Raw genomic sequence first — 15125 nt, forward strand, 5'->3', positions numbered from 1 at the left:
ATGCAATATGTATCCACTCGCGGCGGCATGGCGCCGTCGAACTTTTCCGATGTCTTACTTGAAGGCCTGGCTCCCGACGGCGGCCTAGTCGTCCCGGTTGAGATTCCAACCGTTGACGCGGCCACGATCGAATCCTGGCGCGAGCTAACTTACCCGCAGCTGGCCACCGAAGTAATCGGTCTGTACTGGACTGACATCCCACGTGAAGACTTAGCAGAACTGTGCCAGGCCGCCTACGGGGACCAGTTCAATGCCGACGACGTCGTTCCGCTGACCCCAATCGATCAGATGGCCGCTTTAGTGGACCTGTCGCAGGGCCCAACGCTGGCCTTTAAAGATATGGCCATGCAGTTTCTAGGTGAAGCGCTGCCGTATGTGCTGAAACAGCGCGACCAGACCCTGAACATTCTGGGCGCCACCTCCGGTGACACCGGTTCTGCTGCCGAGTACGCGTTCCGGTCCAAACCGAACATCGGTGTGTTCATGCTGTCGCCCAAGGGCCGCATGTCGCAGTTCCAGCGCGCCCAGATGTACACCCTGACCGATGACAACATTCACAACATTGTCATCGACGGAGTATTCGACGACGCGCAGAACTTGGTGAAAGAACTCAACGGTGATTTGGACTTCAAAGCCAAGCACTCACTGGGCACCGTCAACTCGATCAACCTGGGCCGGCTCATTGCCCAGTCGGTCTACTACTTCTGGGCCTGGCTGCGTGTGACCACCGGTATTCCTGCCGACCAGCGCGAAGGTTTCAGCGTGTCTTTTGCTGTGCCATCGGGTAACTTCGGCAATGTCTTCTCCGGTCAACTGGCCCGTCAGATGGGGCTACCCATCGATACTCTGGTGCTGGCCACCAACGAAAACAACGTGCTGGATGAATTCTTCCGGTCCGGTAAATACGAGCCACGCTCGGCTGCCAACACCCTGGCGACCTCATCGCCGTCGATGGATATTTCCAAGGCCTCCAACCTGGAACGCTTCATCTACCTGGTGCTCGGCCAAGATGCGCAGGCACTCGCTCAAGCGTGGGAACAGCTGGATTCAAACGGCACCTTGGATCTGTCCGAACATCAGCCACGCTTCCAGCAGGAATTCGGCATGGTTTCGGGAACCTCGACCCACGAGGACCGGGTTGCCACGATTCGTGCAACCTACGAGAAATCCAAAGTGGTCATCGACCCGCACACCGCCGACGGCGTCACCGTGGCGCGTGGCTACCAGAAACCCAACCAGCCAATGCTGGTATTAGAAACGGCCAAGCCCGAGAAATTCACCGACATCGTCAACGAAGCCCTCGGTTTTGAACCAGAACTACTGCCTGAATACGCCAAGCTCCTGGAGCTCGGGCAGCACACCGTGGAGCTGGGTACCGAGGCTCAGGCGCTTCGCGAATACATCGCGCTGCACTACGTCTAAGTTCAGTTCTCAGGGTTTCAGCAGGGAATTATCACACGTTCTCAAGGCTGATATGTTTACCTTTAACTACCTCAAGGTGTGAGTGAATAGTGAACGCCCCGGTCGGAAGCGCAAGTTTCCGGCCGGGGCGTTCTGCTTTTGCAAGCTCTGCAGAATTTGGAGGGAATTTACAGGAATTCTCAAGTATTTCCCAGGGTAAGTAGCTATAGTAGTAACTACCTCTTCAAGGTGTGAGTGATGAGTGTCAGGGCCCCCAGTTTTATGGGGGCCCTGGTTTTTTTAATATGAACCTCCGCCAAGAGCCGTTTGCTCTTGCCTGGTATGAGCACCAGCTGGTGGAGCATCCGGTTGGCGAGTGAGGTAAAACGTTGCGACGATGCCGATCAGGCTGCATGAGCACGTGACCCACCAGGAGGCCTCCCATGTGCCGGTTGCAGTGACGACCCATGCTAAGGCGGCAGGTCCAAAGAAATTGCCTACATTGAAGATCTGCTGCATCAAACCAATGACAGCGGCCACCGAACCCTCCTGCGGCGCGAGGTCAACCGCCATCCGAGTCAATAATGCTGGGATCGTGCCGCCTATCATCGAAAAAGCAATCGCGCACGCCAGCTGTCCGGCGAAGCCCAGGGGATTGGCAGCCCAATCAAGTGCAAAGAACGAGATCGATGACATCGACATCACCAGAAACGTGACGTTGATGATGTGGCGTGGCCGAAAACCTCTGTTGAGTAAAGTGGCAACCATTAAAGCGCCAAGAATATTTACTCCGCCCACCAGGGCGGACAGCAGCGCGGCGGGTAACCGGTCCACATCGACGGCGACGAAGACCGTCGGTAAGAATCCCATCACCGCCATCCATTGCAACGTGTAAGACGCAAAGGCCAGTCCGGCCACCCAGGGGCGCCACGTACGCACCGTATTGAGAATCCGGCTAAAGGAGCCTCGAAGAGGCTTATCGTCTGGTAGCGGTGGATCCGCTTCTGTAAAACGTGCGACCAGTACGAGGAGCACGATCGTGACAGCCGCCATCACCACCCACAGTACCCGCCAGCTGACGAGCTCCAGAAGGAGACCTCCGCCGGCGAAGCCTATCACCGTGGCGGTGCCCTGGAATGCGCCCCAAGAAGACAGGGCAATGTTGAGTTGAGCGGGGTGGCAAATGCGCCGGATCAGTGCTGGTGCCAAGACCGTGCACAGCAGAAATCCGATTCCCTCGATAGCCCGAAAAACCATCATGAAGTGCGTCGACGAGGTGGTGGCACCTAAACACGAGCCTATCGCGAGCAGTAGCAGGCCTAGCATGATCAAGCGGCGTAGACCGGCGAGTTCTCCGCCCCAGGCTACGAAAAGACCACCGACCATGCTGGCCAGCTGAATAATCCCGACTAACATGCCTGCAGTTATCAAACTCATGCCAAGTTCTGCCTCAAGCAGCGGCAATGCAACGGGTAGTTTCCAAATGTGGGCAGCGGCAACGACTCCCACTGCTACTACAGTGACCCAGGCGCGGGTCGTAGGCAGGGTGGGTGACGAGACCTGGTGTTCGGACGATTGTGTCACAACTGGGCTCCTTTTGGCTTCCGTCCTTGAGTTTGCCTGGATCTCTGCCCTGGGAGTGGATAATTGTCCATCTAATGGAAAGCTACTGGATGGCACCGTACAATAAGGCGACGAATCGAAGGAGGGCATTATGGCCAACCCGCGTCCACGGGAGCCGCGACGTCAATCGCAAGATGCGGCAACAAAAGCTGAAACGGTGACCGCTCGTTCCTTGGCACTGCTAGCTGCCTTCAGTGCCGAACGCCCGCGATTGTCTTTGAGCGAGATGGCGCGCCGTGCAAACTTGCCTGTATCGACTGCTCACCGTCTCGTGGCCGAGCTCGTCGAGTGGGGTGCGGTAGAGCGAGTGCATAATGAATACGTTATTGGACAGCGGTTGTGGAAACTGGGGCTGTTGGCTCCGATACGTCAGAACATTGCAGAAATTGCTGCCCCGCATATGCAAGACGTCTTATTTGTGACGCATAATGTGGTGAATCTTTTTGTTTTGGAATCGTCGAAGGTGCTGCTGCTGGAGCGTATCTCCGGCACCAAGGTTGGGACCCCCTTTCGAAAGGTGGGTGACCCCCTGCCGCTTCATGCTTCAGCCGCCGGCAAGGTCATGTTGGCTTTTTCCCGACAGGATCTGATGTCGCAAGCCATCAACAACATGACCAGCCTGACCAAGTACACGATCACCTCTCCGGCCGCATTACAGGCCGCCGTCGCCGAAGTGAAAAGATCTGGCTATGCGATCTCGAGCCAGGAAACAGGATTAGACAATCACGCTGTGGCGGTACCGGTACTTGATGCGATGGGCTATGCAGTTGCTGCGCTTGGTGTTGTCCACCAAAAAGCGCCCGCGATCGGATCTGTCGTCCCCGTCCTGCGCATTGCTGCCCGGGGGATAGCCCGCAGGCTTACTTCAGTTGAGCTATCGTAAAGCAACTCAGCCCCGAGCGTCATAGCAACACGAAAGTTTTTTTCCATTGGATGGAAAGCAGTTCTTCCTGTGATATGCACTACTCTTAGCCTGGGTGTAACCCAAGCCCGCTTAGCCGTGGCCCTTCCAACAACAAGGAGCTAACGCGTGACTCTCACAGCACCATCGAAAGCCCCCGCTACGATCGATACCGTCATTGACTCGGTAGATCGTGCCGCAGATGAAGTTGTCACCTTGGTGCTACGTCGTACCGATGGTGCTAACTTCCCTGTTTGGGAGCCCGGAGCACATGTTGACGTGCACCTCGAAAACGGTCTGATTCGACAATACTCTCTCTGCTCGCCCACAGCAGACCGCTCCACGCTGCAAATTGGCGTACTGCGGACACCAGACTCTCGTGGCGGCTCAGCGTTTGTACACGACAACTTATGGCCCGGGACCGAACTGACTATCTCAGCACCCCGCAACAACTTCCCGCTCGTAAAGTCGCGCAAATACATGTTTATTGCCGGCGGGATCGGGATCACCCCGATCATTCCGATGCTGGAAGCTGCTGAAACAGCGGGCAAAGAATGGGTGCTGCACTACGGTGGACGCTCTCGCACCAGCATGGCATTTCTCGACGAGCTGGTGACCAAATATGGGCCTGAGAGGATCCGCATCTACGCTAACGATGAAGACAACATGTTAGACCTCACCCAGGTCCTTGCTATGCCACGCGCCCACATGTTGGTCTATGCGTGCGGGCCCGGCGGAATGCTCAACGCAATCGAAGACCTCTGCATGGGCTGGCCTCCCGGAGCGCTGCACATCGAACGCTTTGTCGCCACCGAATTTGGAGCCGCAGCAAACAGCGAACCATTCGAAGTTGAACTCGCCCAGACCGGCACAACCGTCACCGTGCAACCAGACGAAACCATCGTAGACGCCGTGGAACAAGCCGGCGCTCGCGTTCTCTCCAGTTGCCGTGCTGGAGTCTGTGGCACATGCGAAACCCGCATCATCGCAGGTGAACCAGAGCATCGTGATGCTGTCCTGACCGAAGAAGATAAAGCAGCGGGCGAAGTCATGCTGCCCTGTGTATCACGCGCAGCCGCTGGTTGCAGTCGTTTAGTTCTTGATTTGTGAGTCTGAGGAGTAATTATGACCACCACTATTGAACCAGCAGTCTTCACTGAAGACCCCTTCGACGAAGCCGCACTGAAGGATCCCTACCCGTTCTTACAGCGTTTGCGCGAGGCCGGACCCGTAAGTTATCTGGAAGCCACCGGCTCGTATGCGATCGTCGGGTACGACGAGGGCTACGAAGTGCTCATGGATTTCGAAACCTTCATCTCCTCTGGAGGCTTGGGTCCGCACGATATTCGCAAAGACGAAGCCTGGCGACCACCAAGCATCTTGGAATCGGATCCGCCGATTCACACCGTCATGCGCCGCGCACTTACGGGTGTCATTAACCCCTCCACAGTTCGAGCCCTGCGGGAACCGTTTACCGCGCCGGCAGTCGAGATTGTCAACGACTTGACACAGTTCGATCGTTTCGACGCCGTCACGGACTTGGCCGAGAAGTACCCGATCCGCGTCTTCCCGGATGCTGTGGGTCTGCCACAAGAAGGACGCGAACACCTGTTGCCGTACGGGAACATGGTCTTTAATGCTTTCGGTCCCGAAAACTACATTTACCAGCAGGCTTTCGCCGAAGGCGACGCGCACTCAGCGGCTGTTATGAAACTATGCCAGCGTGAATCGTTGGACGACAGCGGTTTTGGTGCCAAGATCTACGAGCGCATTAACGACGGATTGATCACTGAAGAACAAGCCGCCTTGCTGGTTCGCGCCTTGCTGTCCGCCGGAGTCGACACCACCATCTTCGGTATCGGCAACACCCTGTCGGTGCTTGCCCGTTACCCTGAAGCGTGGCAACGCCTACGCGAAAACCCGTCGATGGCCAAATTTGCCATCGACGAAGCCCTTCGCGTGGAGTCACCTTTCCAGAAATTCCACCGCACTGTCGCAACCGCCACCACTTTAGGCGGAGTAGATCTGCCGGAAGGTGCAAAGGTTCTGGTGTTTGTTGGCGCAGCCAATCGTGACCCCGCCAAGTGGGGTGACGATGCCGCAGAGTTTAGCCTAGACCGCAGCTCCTCGGGCCACGTCGCTTTTGGTATGGGACTTCACCAATGTGTGGGGCAACCGATCGCTCGGCTCGAAATGGAAATCGTTTTACAACAACTCCTCGAGAAATTCGAAACCCTCGAACTTGCTGACGAGCCGGTGCCGTTTATTCACAACGTGCTGCGCGGCTTTGAATCGGTTCCGCTAAAAGTCTCTCCGAAGCGCTAACGTAGCGTCTTATTTTCTGAGGCCTCCCGGTGGTCTCGTGAACACCGGGAGGCTTATTTGACCTGTCTGTTTGCCGCAGGCTTTTGACCACGTCACCTTTCTTTGACGTTACCTCTCGATAGGAACAGCTCATGGCTAGCCAAATATCAATTAGACCGTCATCCCCAACGGGTTCAGCCGACAAGATGCAAAACGCAGACCCAGCTACGTGGAGTGCCCGTCGCCGAAAACGCTACGGATGGCTGATCACCGTAATGCTCCTGATCCTGATGATGATCAGTTGGGCCGATAAGGCCATCCTCGGCATTGTCGCGGTGCCTTTGATGGAAGATCTCAACATCTCCGAAGCCCAGTTTGGCTTATTAGGCAGTGCCGTGTTCATGCTCTTCGGGATCGCACAGCTGGTAGCTGCACCTATTGCTAACCGCGTCCAAGCCAAATGGATCTTGTTGATCTTGTGCGTGATCTGGTCGATCGCTCAAGTCCCAGTGATCATCTTTGCGTCGTTGCCGGCCCTTTGGTTGAGCAGACTGTTGCTGGGCGCAGGTGAAGGCCCTTTGGCACCGATCACCATGCACGCGGTGTACAAATGGTTCCCCGCGGCGAAAGGTGCGACCCCCGCAGCTCTTGCCTCAGCCGGAGTGACCCTGGGCATCGTGGCGTTCGCGCCCGTCCTGGCGTGGATTACCTCCTCGTTCGGCTGGAAATCTGCATTTATCTTTGTCGCTCTCATCGGCGTGGTCTGGGCGGCGATCTGGCTCTTCATTGGAAAAGAGGGCCCCTATACTTCTGTCAAAGCCGAACGGGACATCGAAGGCTACCCCGTCGATGACATCGCAGACCCCGCGGCAGCGGCCCAAACCGCAGCGGCTGACAGCAAAGTTAAATACCGTCGTTCATTGCTGACCCCAAGTTGGATCCTGGCCGTGTTGTGCTCATTCTTCGGCTATTGGACCTTCACAGTCGCAACCACTTGGTTACCGGCATATTTTGAAAATGTCCTGGGCGCCAATACTCAACAGTCGGGCTCACTTATCGCTTTACCAGCCCTATGGGGCGCTATCGCAACCGTTGGACTGAGCTGGTTGACAGAGGTCTTAGGTAGCCGCGGATGGTCTACACGGTATTCCCGTGGACTCGTACTGAGCTTGTCCACGATTTTCTCGGGCGTTATGGTGCTGCTGGGCACTATGGCAAGTACACCGCTTCTAGCGATAGTCTGCTTCACATTCGGTTTTGGTACCGCACCAGCTCTCTTTGCTCTGACATATTTAGTAGCAGCCGAGATGACAAGCATCGGTCAGCGTGGTGCGATGCTGCAATTCACCAACGCGTTTCTTACCACGGGCGGGCTGTGTGCCCCCATGTTTGTTGGCATTCTCGTGGGAGCCGCCGCCACTCCGGCCATGGGATACGAGCTATCCTTCTTGATCACCGGCGGTGTCATGAGTGGTATCGGTCTGTTGGCTGCCCTGGGCATCAATCAGCAGCGTGATCGCAAGAAGCTGGGCTTGGACCTCATCTAATGAGATAGCCACTCCACCGGCTCGTCCATCAGCCGGCAGCTCATCGGAACACTCGATGAGCTGCCGGCTTTGGCGTTTTTGGAGTGAGCCACGCGCGAGGTGCAGTGTATATATGGGCTGCGGTTAGCGTAGGCCTGCACGAAGTATGGTGCATAAAGGGGCTCTTCGGAATTTTGGGTGTAGATGAGGTTGTGGGTTTGGGCGTGTTGAGCGCATAAAAGTGTCGAGGTCTTTCGATGATGGAAGTGACGAAACTACACATCTGAAGAAAGACCTCGACATTGGTTAAGCCTACCTTCTCGAGCCCAGCTCTCGACACATTTTGCATGCTGCATAACTACGGTGTCACCGTGACCGGTCAACACCTCACCAGCCAGTTGAGCAGCGCTGGAGTGTCGGGTCGTTGAGGTTGATCAGTTCTGTCGCCAGTGCGGTGGACAAGCCCGGGTTCGTGGCAGTCTGGTGAGACGGGTCACCCACGTGCCGCTGGGGTGGCGACCAACCCAACTGCATCTGCGCCTGCGCCGTTACCGGTGTGATGATTGCGCTTGTGTGTGGCAACAAGACACCGCCAGGGTGGTAGCACCAGAAGCCAAATTGTCGCATGCTGCGGCATTGTGGGCGTTGAAGTCCGTGGTCATTGACCGGGCCTCGATTGCCCGGGTCGGTGACAATCTTGGGGTGTCATGGCATACCGCCAACCACGCGGTGTTGACCACCGGTCGCCGGCTTGTTTGTGATCCTAACCGCCTGACCGGTGTCAGAGTCCTCGGGGTCGATGAACACGTGTGGCGACACACCCGCTGGGGCAACCGCTATGTCACCGTCGTCATTGACCTGACCCCGGTGGCCGATGGGACAGGGCCAGCCCGGTTATTGGACATGGTCCCGGGCCGGTCCAAACAAACCTTCATTAACTGGCTCCAAGCCCAAACCACAGCCTTCCGAAAAGGGATCGACATCGTGGCCATGGATGGGTTCACTGGCTACAAAACAGCCGCCACCGAACAACTACCGGAAGCGGTCACGGTGATGGATCCACTCCACGTGGTGGCCCTGGCAGGCACAGCGTTGGACAAGTGTCGTCAACGGATCCAACAGGCCACCCTGGGTCGGCGCGGCAAAACCGGGGCTCCGCTCTATGGGATCCGCAAAACCCTGCGCACCGGCCAGGACTATCTCACGGAAAAACAACGCACCAAAAACGCACCAAACTCACCGGTGTCTTTGAAAACACCGACCATGACCCAGTCCAAGCCACCTGGCAGGTCTATCAACAGATTATGGCCGCGTATCGCAATCCCAACCGGTCCCAGGCCAAACACGACCTCAGGGCAGTGATTGACTCGATCAGCACCGCAGTGCCGCCCGAACTTGTCGAGCTACGAACCCTAGGACGGACCATGAAACGCCGAGCCGATGACATCCTGGCTTACTTCGATCACGACCGCACCAGTAACGGCCCCACCGAAGCCATCAACGGCAGAATTGAACACCTACGCGGCACAGCACTTGGCTTCCGAAACCTCACGCACTACATCACCAGAGCACTGCTCGACACCGGCGGATTCAGACACCAACTACACTCACTTTTACGATGAGCCCATAAAGGGACTCCTGGCAGAAAAGTTTCTCCTATTAAAAGCATTCTGGCCGTGTTCGGCAGCGCTTGAAACGCTGCCGAAGACGGCCAGGAACATTAAGCTCGCGACTAGATGGTGGCGTAGGTAGTGTCGGCGACGAGGCTAAACCGCTGTCCACTGGTGGCAACATCGATCGGGCCCGCATAGGTGCTTGCTGCACCAGCCGCCCATTCTGCCGGAGTCGCTACTCCTGCCAGATGCGAGAGGATAAGGCGCTTTGCGCCTGAAGCAGTCGCGACCCGACCGGCGCCTTCAGGCGTGGTGTGGGACTGTTGTTGGTGGTTCAAAAACGCTGCATCGAAACCCCTCGATGCGAAGAACTCAAGGTTCACTGCTTCGTGCACCAAGATGTCCGTATCATAAGCCAGCTTGGCCAGCGTCGCACTTTCAGCGGTGTCCCCCGAGAACGTGATTGAACCATCGGCTGTATCGAAACGGAACCCAAATGCCGGATGGACCGGAGGGTGATCCACTAGTACAGCAGTCACTTTGACGTGATCATCCTCGTAGACCAAGAATGGTTCCGTCGCTGAGGTCTGGGGCAGAGCAATCTCAACGGGATTGATAAGGTCTGACATCACCGGTCGGGCTTCATCGGTGACTCGGATATTCAAGTCATAGGAGAATGCTTCCAACGTGTGGTCTACAAGACCGCGGGTACCCGATAGTTTGGTGCCAAGCGGGTGGTTGGCGTCCTGTCCGGGTCCGTGAATAGAAATCGGGTGGGCGAAACCTTCGACCGGTGCGCCCCAGTTCCACATGAGAAATGCGGGGAACTCAGCCACATGGTCGGAATGCAGGTGCGTGATGAACCCGGCTTTGAAGTCCTTACCGCGCAGGCCCGCCTCATGAGCAGAACGAACGCACCCCAGGCCGAAGTCCACCATGTAAAACTGGTTGTTGACGACGACGGCGCTAGCCATCCCATTTTCTCTACCTCGGATGGCTGGCCCCGCAGCAGTGCCGAGGGTGATGAGTTCGGTTGAAGACTTATTCTCCATAATATGTCCTAGCAATGGTTGTTCGGCGCGGCTGAACTACGCGCCGATGAAGGTGTTAACGGTACGAGGTTCAAGGTATTCGTTGAGTCCCCAGCGGCCTCGTTCACGACCCAGCCCCGAGGTTTTCCACCCACCAAATGGTGCGTCGAGCTCGACGACTGTGTGCTGGTTAATCCATACGGTGCCGGATTCCAAACGCCCAGCCAGACCCTTGGCGCGATCCAGGTCTTGAGACCATACCGAAGCTCCAAGGCCGTAGGGACCCGCATTGACCTCAGCCACGGCGGTGTCGAGATCGTCGTAGATGACAATTGGCAGTGCGCTACCAAACTGTTCTTCATAGACCAGTGGCATTTCGGCGTGGGCATTGATCACGAGGGTCGGATCCATGAAGTACCCTGGTAGCTCGGAGCTGGAAGAGCCTCCGGTGATCACTTGAGCCCCTGAGGATACCGCGTTATCGACCAACGAGCGTACGGTGGATAACTGGGATTCGTTGTGCATTGGTCCCATGGTGGTCTCTTTGGCGATACCGTGGCCGATGACAATTTCTTGAGTCTGTGCTGCCATAGCCTCGGCGAGCTCTGTGGCAATACTGCGGGGCACGTAGACGCGTTTGACGGCCATGCACACCTGCCCGGCGTTACGGAAGGCACTGTTGAGAATGCCCTGAGACGTGTGCTCGATATCGGCGTCTTCTAGAACCAGGGCGGCGTCATTGCCACCAAGCTCCAGGGTCACGCGTTTGACTGTTTCGGCGGCTTGGGCCGCGACGGCGGTACCGACGTCGGTGGAGCCAGTGAACGAGATTTTTCGAATCTCTGGCAGCGTGCTCAGTGCGACGTTGACCGTGCGATTACTACCGGTACGTGTTTGCAGTACACCACTGGGTAGCGCCTGATTCATCAGTTCTACTAATGCAATGGTCGACAGCGGTGTTGTAGGGGAGGGTTTTGCGATCACCGTGCACCCTGCCACAAGGGCAGGGGCTAGCTTGACCGCCAGCAGCGAGATTGGAAAGTTCCACGGGGTAATGGTCCCCACAATGCCCACCGGACGGTTTTGCACCTCAATAGTGCGACCCTGTCGTGGTGGCAGCGTCTCGGTTGCGTCCCATTCCAGGTCGGCATAGTACGCGAACAGGTCGGCTGCGGTCTTGAACTCGCCGATGGCCTCGGCCAGGACCTTTCCCTGTTCGAGCGACAGTAACCGTCCAAGCCGGTTGGCGTCGTCACGAATCAAGGTGGCGATCTGTCGTAGCGCTGCCCGCCGGGACTCCCGATCAGCCGCCCAACTGGTGCTGGCTTGTTGTGCGTGCCTGATGGCTTGGCGCACGTCTTCCTCGGTGTGCTGTGGCGCTTCACCTACGAGCTCCAGTGTCGCAGGATCATATACCGCATACGTCGGTGCCGACATGACACTCCCTCCGATCTAACGTTCTGAATGCTTCCAGTGTCGCCACCCAAACACCGAAATGCTCAGAACTTTCCATTGGATAGAAAATATGGGGTAGACCGTGCGTCCATGCCGCATGATGCTTATATATGGTTGGCAATCATCAAAGGTAAAGGAGCTGCACCATGACTTCAAACAGCCCACAAATAGTTATCACCGGAGTTGCATCAGGTATTGGCAAGGAGACTGCCCAGCTGCTGAGCTCGCAGGGCTATCACGTCATCGGTGTGGATCGAGCCCCCGTAGAAGACTTTGCCGGTACCTTTATTCAAGGCGACCTTTCTGACCCGACCGGCGTCAACCAGATTGCTCACAAGATTCGTGAGACGGCTCCGGCAGGTATTCACGGGTTGGCGAATATCGCGGGTGTCCCCGGTACTGCACCGACAGAGGTCGTGCTGAACATCAACGTTTTCGGTGTCCGAGATCTGATCCAAGCGGTCCGTCCCCAGTTGCAACGTGGCTCATCGATTGTCAACTTAGCTTCCGCTGTGGCTTACCAGTGGCGAGCACATAAGGCACAGTTGGCGGAGTTCGCATTAGCTGCCGACCGGCAGCAAGCAATAACCCAAGCTCTAGCTGACGACCATATCGTGGGACACTCGTACCTGTTTTCTAAACAGTGCGTGAGCCTGCTGAGCGAGTATTTTGCCGCTGAATTTGTTGCCGACGGCATCCGCGTCAATTCGGTCAGCCCCGGTCCGGTTGAGACCCCGATCCTGGAGGACTTCAAAAACGACCACGGCCGCGACAAAGTGAATTCGGCTGCGACCACTCTAGGACGTTTCGGGGCACCGGCCGATATCGCCCAGTGCATCGCGTACCTGTTGAGTCCTGAAGCCGCGTGGGTCAACGGCACTGATCTGCGAGTCGACGGTGGGCTGACTGCGTACCGAGAAACTGCTCAGTTCCGAGATGGTTCGCAGCAGCCCGTCCAAGCTTAGTGTGAGCTTTTTGCGGAGACATCCCACACCGCTTGCCACTTGTGAGCGATACTTTGGATGGTTTCGTGAGCGTTGAGTCCGCTGGGGTTCGGTAACGCCCACAGCTGGACGCGCTCGGGCCAGCCTGCAATGGTCTCGACATCTTGGCGTCCCAGTTGTGCCTCCGGTAGTGAAAAAGCCGTCCGAAACGCGGTAATACCAACGATTGCGACTGCTCGGGGCTGCAACACGTTGACACGGTCCACCAGCTGCTGGCCCCCGGTGTGTAATTCTTCGGCGGTCAGTTGGTCAGCGCGTGCACTCGGTCGGGAGACGAAGTTGGTTATGCCAATGCCACGTTCGGCAAGAAGGCGCTCATCGCCCCGGGATAGCCCGGTCGAGGCATCTACCCTATGCGGCAGCACTCCGGCCTCGGCGAGCGAAGGCCAGAACCGGTTGCCCGGACGCGCAAAAGGCGCGTTGACCGCCGCCGTCCACGGGCTTGGGTTAATACCGACAATGAGCATGCGGAGCAATCCTGCGGAAGCCTCATCGGTCGGGTATGGCAACACATCTTCGCGCCCGAGGCCAGAGTCAATCGCGGTGGCGAAATCGGCTCTTGTTGGTCGTCGTCCCGCCAAGGGCGAGTCGGCTCGCCACGGGGTCCAGTTGGCTGGTAACTGTGTGCTCATAGTCGTCCTTGTGAATTAAACGCGAATTCCGGTGCCCCGGGATGGAGCACCGGAATGTAGCGTGGTTTTCAGCTGATAGTTAGCGCTTCAGATCGAGAGGATCGCCACCTGGCTGCTGTGCGCCTTCTTGGAGACTGCCGCCACGGACTTTCTCCTCAATCTTTTGACCGACTTCTTCGTCAATGTTCTTCCAATACTGGATGGCATTGGACAAGACCGGCTCGATGACGGTTTCTAGGGAACCGGCCACGGTGTCGACGAGTTCTAGGCGTTGAGCTTCATCCATGACCTCACGGACGAGCATGTGGGCCTGGATGAAATCGTCGTCGTCTTCGCGCAGGGTGTAAGCCTGGCGAACCAGCTCACCGTCGGTTTCCCAGGTAGCGTCGACGCGACCTTCTTCATCCGACCAGGAATCACCGAACGAGTTCGGTACATATGGACGCATATTCCTCTGGTGATGGTAGGTCATCGCACCTTCGAAGTTATAGGTGTGCACATCGACAATTGGGGCATTGACCGGCAGCTGCTGGAAGTTGGTCCCAATGCGGTAGCGCTGTGCGTCCTGGTAAGCGAAGTTGCGACCCAGCAGCATCTTGTCGGGCGACATGCCCATGCCGGGCACCATTTTGGCAGGCGAGAATGCGGCCTGCTCGATTTGGGCGAAGAAGTTTTCCGGGTTGCGGTTGAGCTCCATCGTGCCGACTTTGATGCGCGGGTAATCCTTCTTTGACCAGATCTTGGTCAGGTCAAACGGATTGAACCGGTAGGTTTTGGCCTCTTCGAACGGCATGACCTGAATCCACAGATCCCACGATGGGTAATCGCCGCGCTCGATGGCTTCGTATAGATCACGACGGTGGAAGTCAGCATCCACGCCGGCCATTTCTTCGGCTTCTTCGTTGGTGAAGAACTCCATGCCCTGGTTGGTTAGGAAGTGGTACTTGACCCAGAAGCGTTCACCTTGGGCATTGACCCACATGTAGGTGTGGGAACCGTAGCCGTTCATATTGCGCCACGTGCGCGGCAGCCCACGCTGCCCCATCAGGTATGCAACCTGGTGAGCGGATTCTGGGTTTTGGGTCCAGAAGTCCCACTGCATCGTGTTATCGCGCAGGCCAGATTCTGGCAGGCGTTTCTGGGAGCGAATGAAGTGGGTGAACTTCATGGGGTCACGCACGAAGAAAATCGGCGTGTGGTTGCCGACCAGATCGAAGTTGCCCTCGGTGGTGTAGAACTTCAGGGCGAAGCCGCGCAGGTCACGCCAGGTATCAGGCGAGCCGAGCTCACCGGCAACGGTTGAGAAACGGGCGAGCATGTCGGTTTCAGTACCCGGCTGGAAAACCGCGGCCGAGGTGTACTTCGAGACGTCTTCGGTGATCTTTAGCGTCCCGAACGCGCCGGCGCCTTTCGCATGCGGACGACGTTCAGGCACGTTCATCCGGTTGAAATGCTGCAGTGTTTCCACCAGGTGGCTATCGTGCAGCATGATTGGGCCGTCTGGACCAACGGTCAGCGAGTTGCGGTCACTGACAGCAGGAATACCGGCCATGGTGGTGGATCCGGTGCTGTGCGGGGTTTTTCGGTTCGTCATTGTCATGCCTTTCTCATCAACGTGTTCTGTGGTTTTTAAGA

Annotated in this window: 11 protein-coding genes and 1 pseudogene; 7 read left to right on the forward strand and 5 right to left on the reverse strand. The window is 57.0% G+C overall.

Translation table 11 applies throughout. The features are described 5' to 3' along the window. Positions 1–1422 (forward strand): threonine synthase, encoded by a 1422-nt coding sequence (thrC, locus tag A6F49_RS04505; protein ID WP_043057246.1) that lies wholly within the window; start codon positions 1–3, stop codon positions 1420–1422. Positions 1423–1701: 279 nt separating this feature from the next. Here the strand turns inward: thrC and A6F49_RS04510 are convergent, their stop codons facing one another. Next, on the reverse strand, positions 1702–2985 hold the full coding sequence (locus tag A6F49_RS04510) for an MFS transporter (RefSeq protein WP_043057245.1): 1284 nt from the start codon (positions 2983–2985) through the stop codon (positions 1702–1704). 130 nt (positions 2986–3115) lie between these two features. Here A6F49_RS04510 and A6F49_RS04515 point away from each other — a divergent pair, with 130 nt between their 5' ends. From A6F49_RS04515 to A6F49_RS04535, 5 genes and pseudogenes are all read left to right on the forward strand, one after another. Next, a complete protein-coding gene (locus A6F49_RS04515) occupies positions 3116–3907 on the forward strand; it encodes an IclR family transcriptional regulator (RefSeq protein WP_082911598.1) in 792 nt (263 codons plus the stop codon). Between the two features lie 147 nt (positions 3908–4054). Continuing rightward, the gene (locus A6F49_RS04520) at positions 4055–5035 is read left to right on the forward strand and encodes a PDR/VanB family oxidoreductase (RefSeq protein WP_082911599.1); all 981 of its coding nucleotides are present in this window, start codon (positions 4055–4057) and stop codon (positions 5033–5035) included. Positions 5036–5050: 15 nt separating this feature from the next. Next, on the forward strand, positions 5051–6250 hold the full coding sequence (locus A6F49_RS04525) for a cytochrome P450 (RefSeq protein ID WP_067605589.1): 1200 nt from the start codon (positions 5051–5053) through the stop codon (positions 6248–6250). 131 nt (positions 6251–6381) lie between these two features. Next, positions 6382–7776, forward strand: a complete 1395-nt coding sequence (locus A6F49_RS04530; RefSeq protein WP_235604864.1) for an MFS transporter — start codon at positions 6382–6384, stop codon at positions 7774–7776. Positions 7777–8057: 281 nt separating this feature from the next. Next, positions 8058–9377, forward strand: a pseudogene (locus tag A6F49_RS04535) (ISL3 family transposase). Positions 9378–9487: 110 nt separating this feature from the next. Here A6F49_RS04535 and A6F49_RS04540 read toward each other — a convergent pair. Both A6F49_RS04540 and A6F49_RS04545 read right to left on the reverse strand, forming a co-directional pair. Further along, on the reverse strand, positions 9488–10420 hold the full coding sequence (locus A6F49_RS04540; protein ID WP_043057243.1) for an MBL fold metallo-hydrolase: 933 nt from the start codon (positions 10418–10420) through the stop codon (positions 9488–9490). A gap of 36 nt (positions 10421–10456) precedes the next feature. Beyond that, complete coding sequence (locus A6F49_RS04545; protein WP_043057242.1) at positions 10457–11836, reverse strand: aldehyde dehydrogenase family protein; 1380 nt, start codon at positions 11834–11836, stop codon at positions 10457–10459. 164 nt (positions 11837–12000) lie between these two features. Between A6F49_RS04545 and A6F49_RS04550 the strand changes: the two genes are divergently transcribed. Further along, on the forward strand, positions 12001–12819 hold the full coding sequence (locus A6F49_RS04550) for an SDR family oxidoreductase (RefSeq protein ID WP_043057241.1): 819 nt from the start codon (positions 12001–12003) through the stop codon (positions 12817–12819). Here A6F49_RS04550 and A6F49_RS04555 read toward each other — a convergent pair. Together A6F49_RS04555 and A6F49_RS04560 are read right to left on the reverse strand one after the other, a co-directional pair. After that, positions 12816–13490 carry a mismatch-specific DNA-glycosylase gene (locus A6F49_RS04555; RefSeq protein ID WP_043057240.1) on the reverse strand — a complete coding sequence of 225 codons (675 nt, stop codon included), beginning with the start codon at positions 13488–13490 and terminating at the stop codon, positions 12816–12818. The two genes, A6F49_RS04550 and A6F49_RS04555, sit on opposite strands and share 4 nt — an antisense overlap. Positions 13491–13569: 79 nt before the next feature. Continuing rightward, entirely contained in the window at positions 13570–15090 is a 1521-nt protein-coding gene (locus A6F49_RS04560; protein ID WP_043057294.1) for a catalase, read from the reverse strand. Between the last annotated feature and the right edge of the window lie 35 nt (positions 15091–15125).

The sequence above is a fragment of the Enteractinococcus helveticum genome, assembly GCF_001657475.1.
Taxonomy (GTDB): domain Bacteria; phylum Actinomycetota; class Actinomycetes; order Actinomycetales; family Micrococcaceae; genus Yaniella; species Yaniella helvetica.

Excerpts from the sequence above, each read along its gene's own strand:
- thrC (WP_043057246.1), top strand. The coding sequence starts at position 1 with ATGCAATATGTATCCACTCGCGGCGGCATGGCGCCGTCGAACTTTTCC.
- A6F49_RS04515 (WP_082911598.1), top strand. The coding sequence starts at position 3,116 with ATGGCCAACCCGCGTCCACGGGAGCCGCGACGTCAATCGCAAGATGCG.
- A6F49_RS04525 (WP_067605589.1), top strand. The coding sequence starts at position 5,051 with ATGACCACCACTATTGAACCAGCAGTCTTCACTGAAGACCCCTTCGAC.
- A6F49_RS04530 (WP_235604864.1), top strand. The coding sequence starts at position 6,382 with ATGGCTAGCCAAATATCAATTAGACCGTCATCCCCAACGGGTTCAGCC.
- A6F49_RS04540 (WP_043057243.1), bottom strand. The coding sequence starts at position 10,420 with ATGGAGAATAAGTCTTCAACCGAACTCATCACCCTCGGCACTGCTGCG.
- A6F49_RS04545 (WP_043057242.1), bottom strand. The coding sequence starts at position 11,836 with ATGTCGGCACCGACGTATGCGGTATATGATCCTGCGACACTGGAGCTC.
- A6F49_RS04550 (WP_043057241.1), top strand. The coding sequence starts at position 12,001 with ATGACTTCAAACAGCCCACAAATAGTTATCACCGGAGTTGCATCAGGT.
- A6F49_RS04555 (WP_043057240.1), bottom strand. The coding sequence starts at position 13,490 with ATGAGCACACAGTTACCAGCCAACTGGACCCCGTGGCGAGCCGACTCG.
- A6F49_RS04560 (WP_043057294.1), bottom strand. The coding sequence starts at position 15,090 with ATGACAATGACGAACCGAAAAACCCCGCACAGCACCGGATCCACCACC.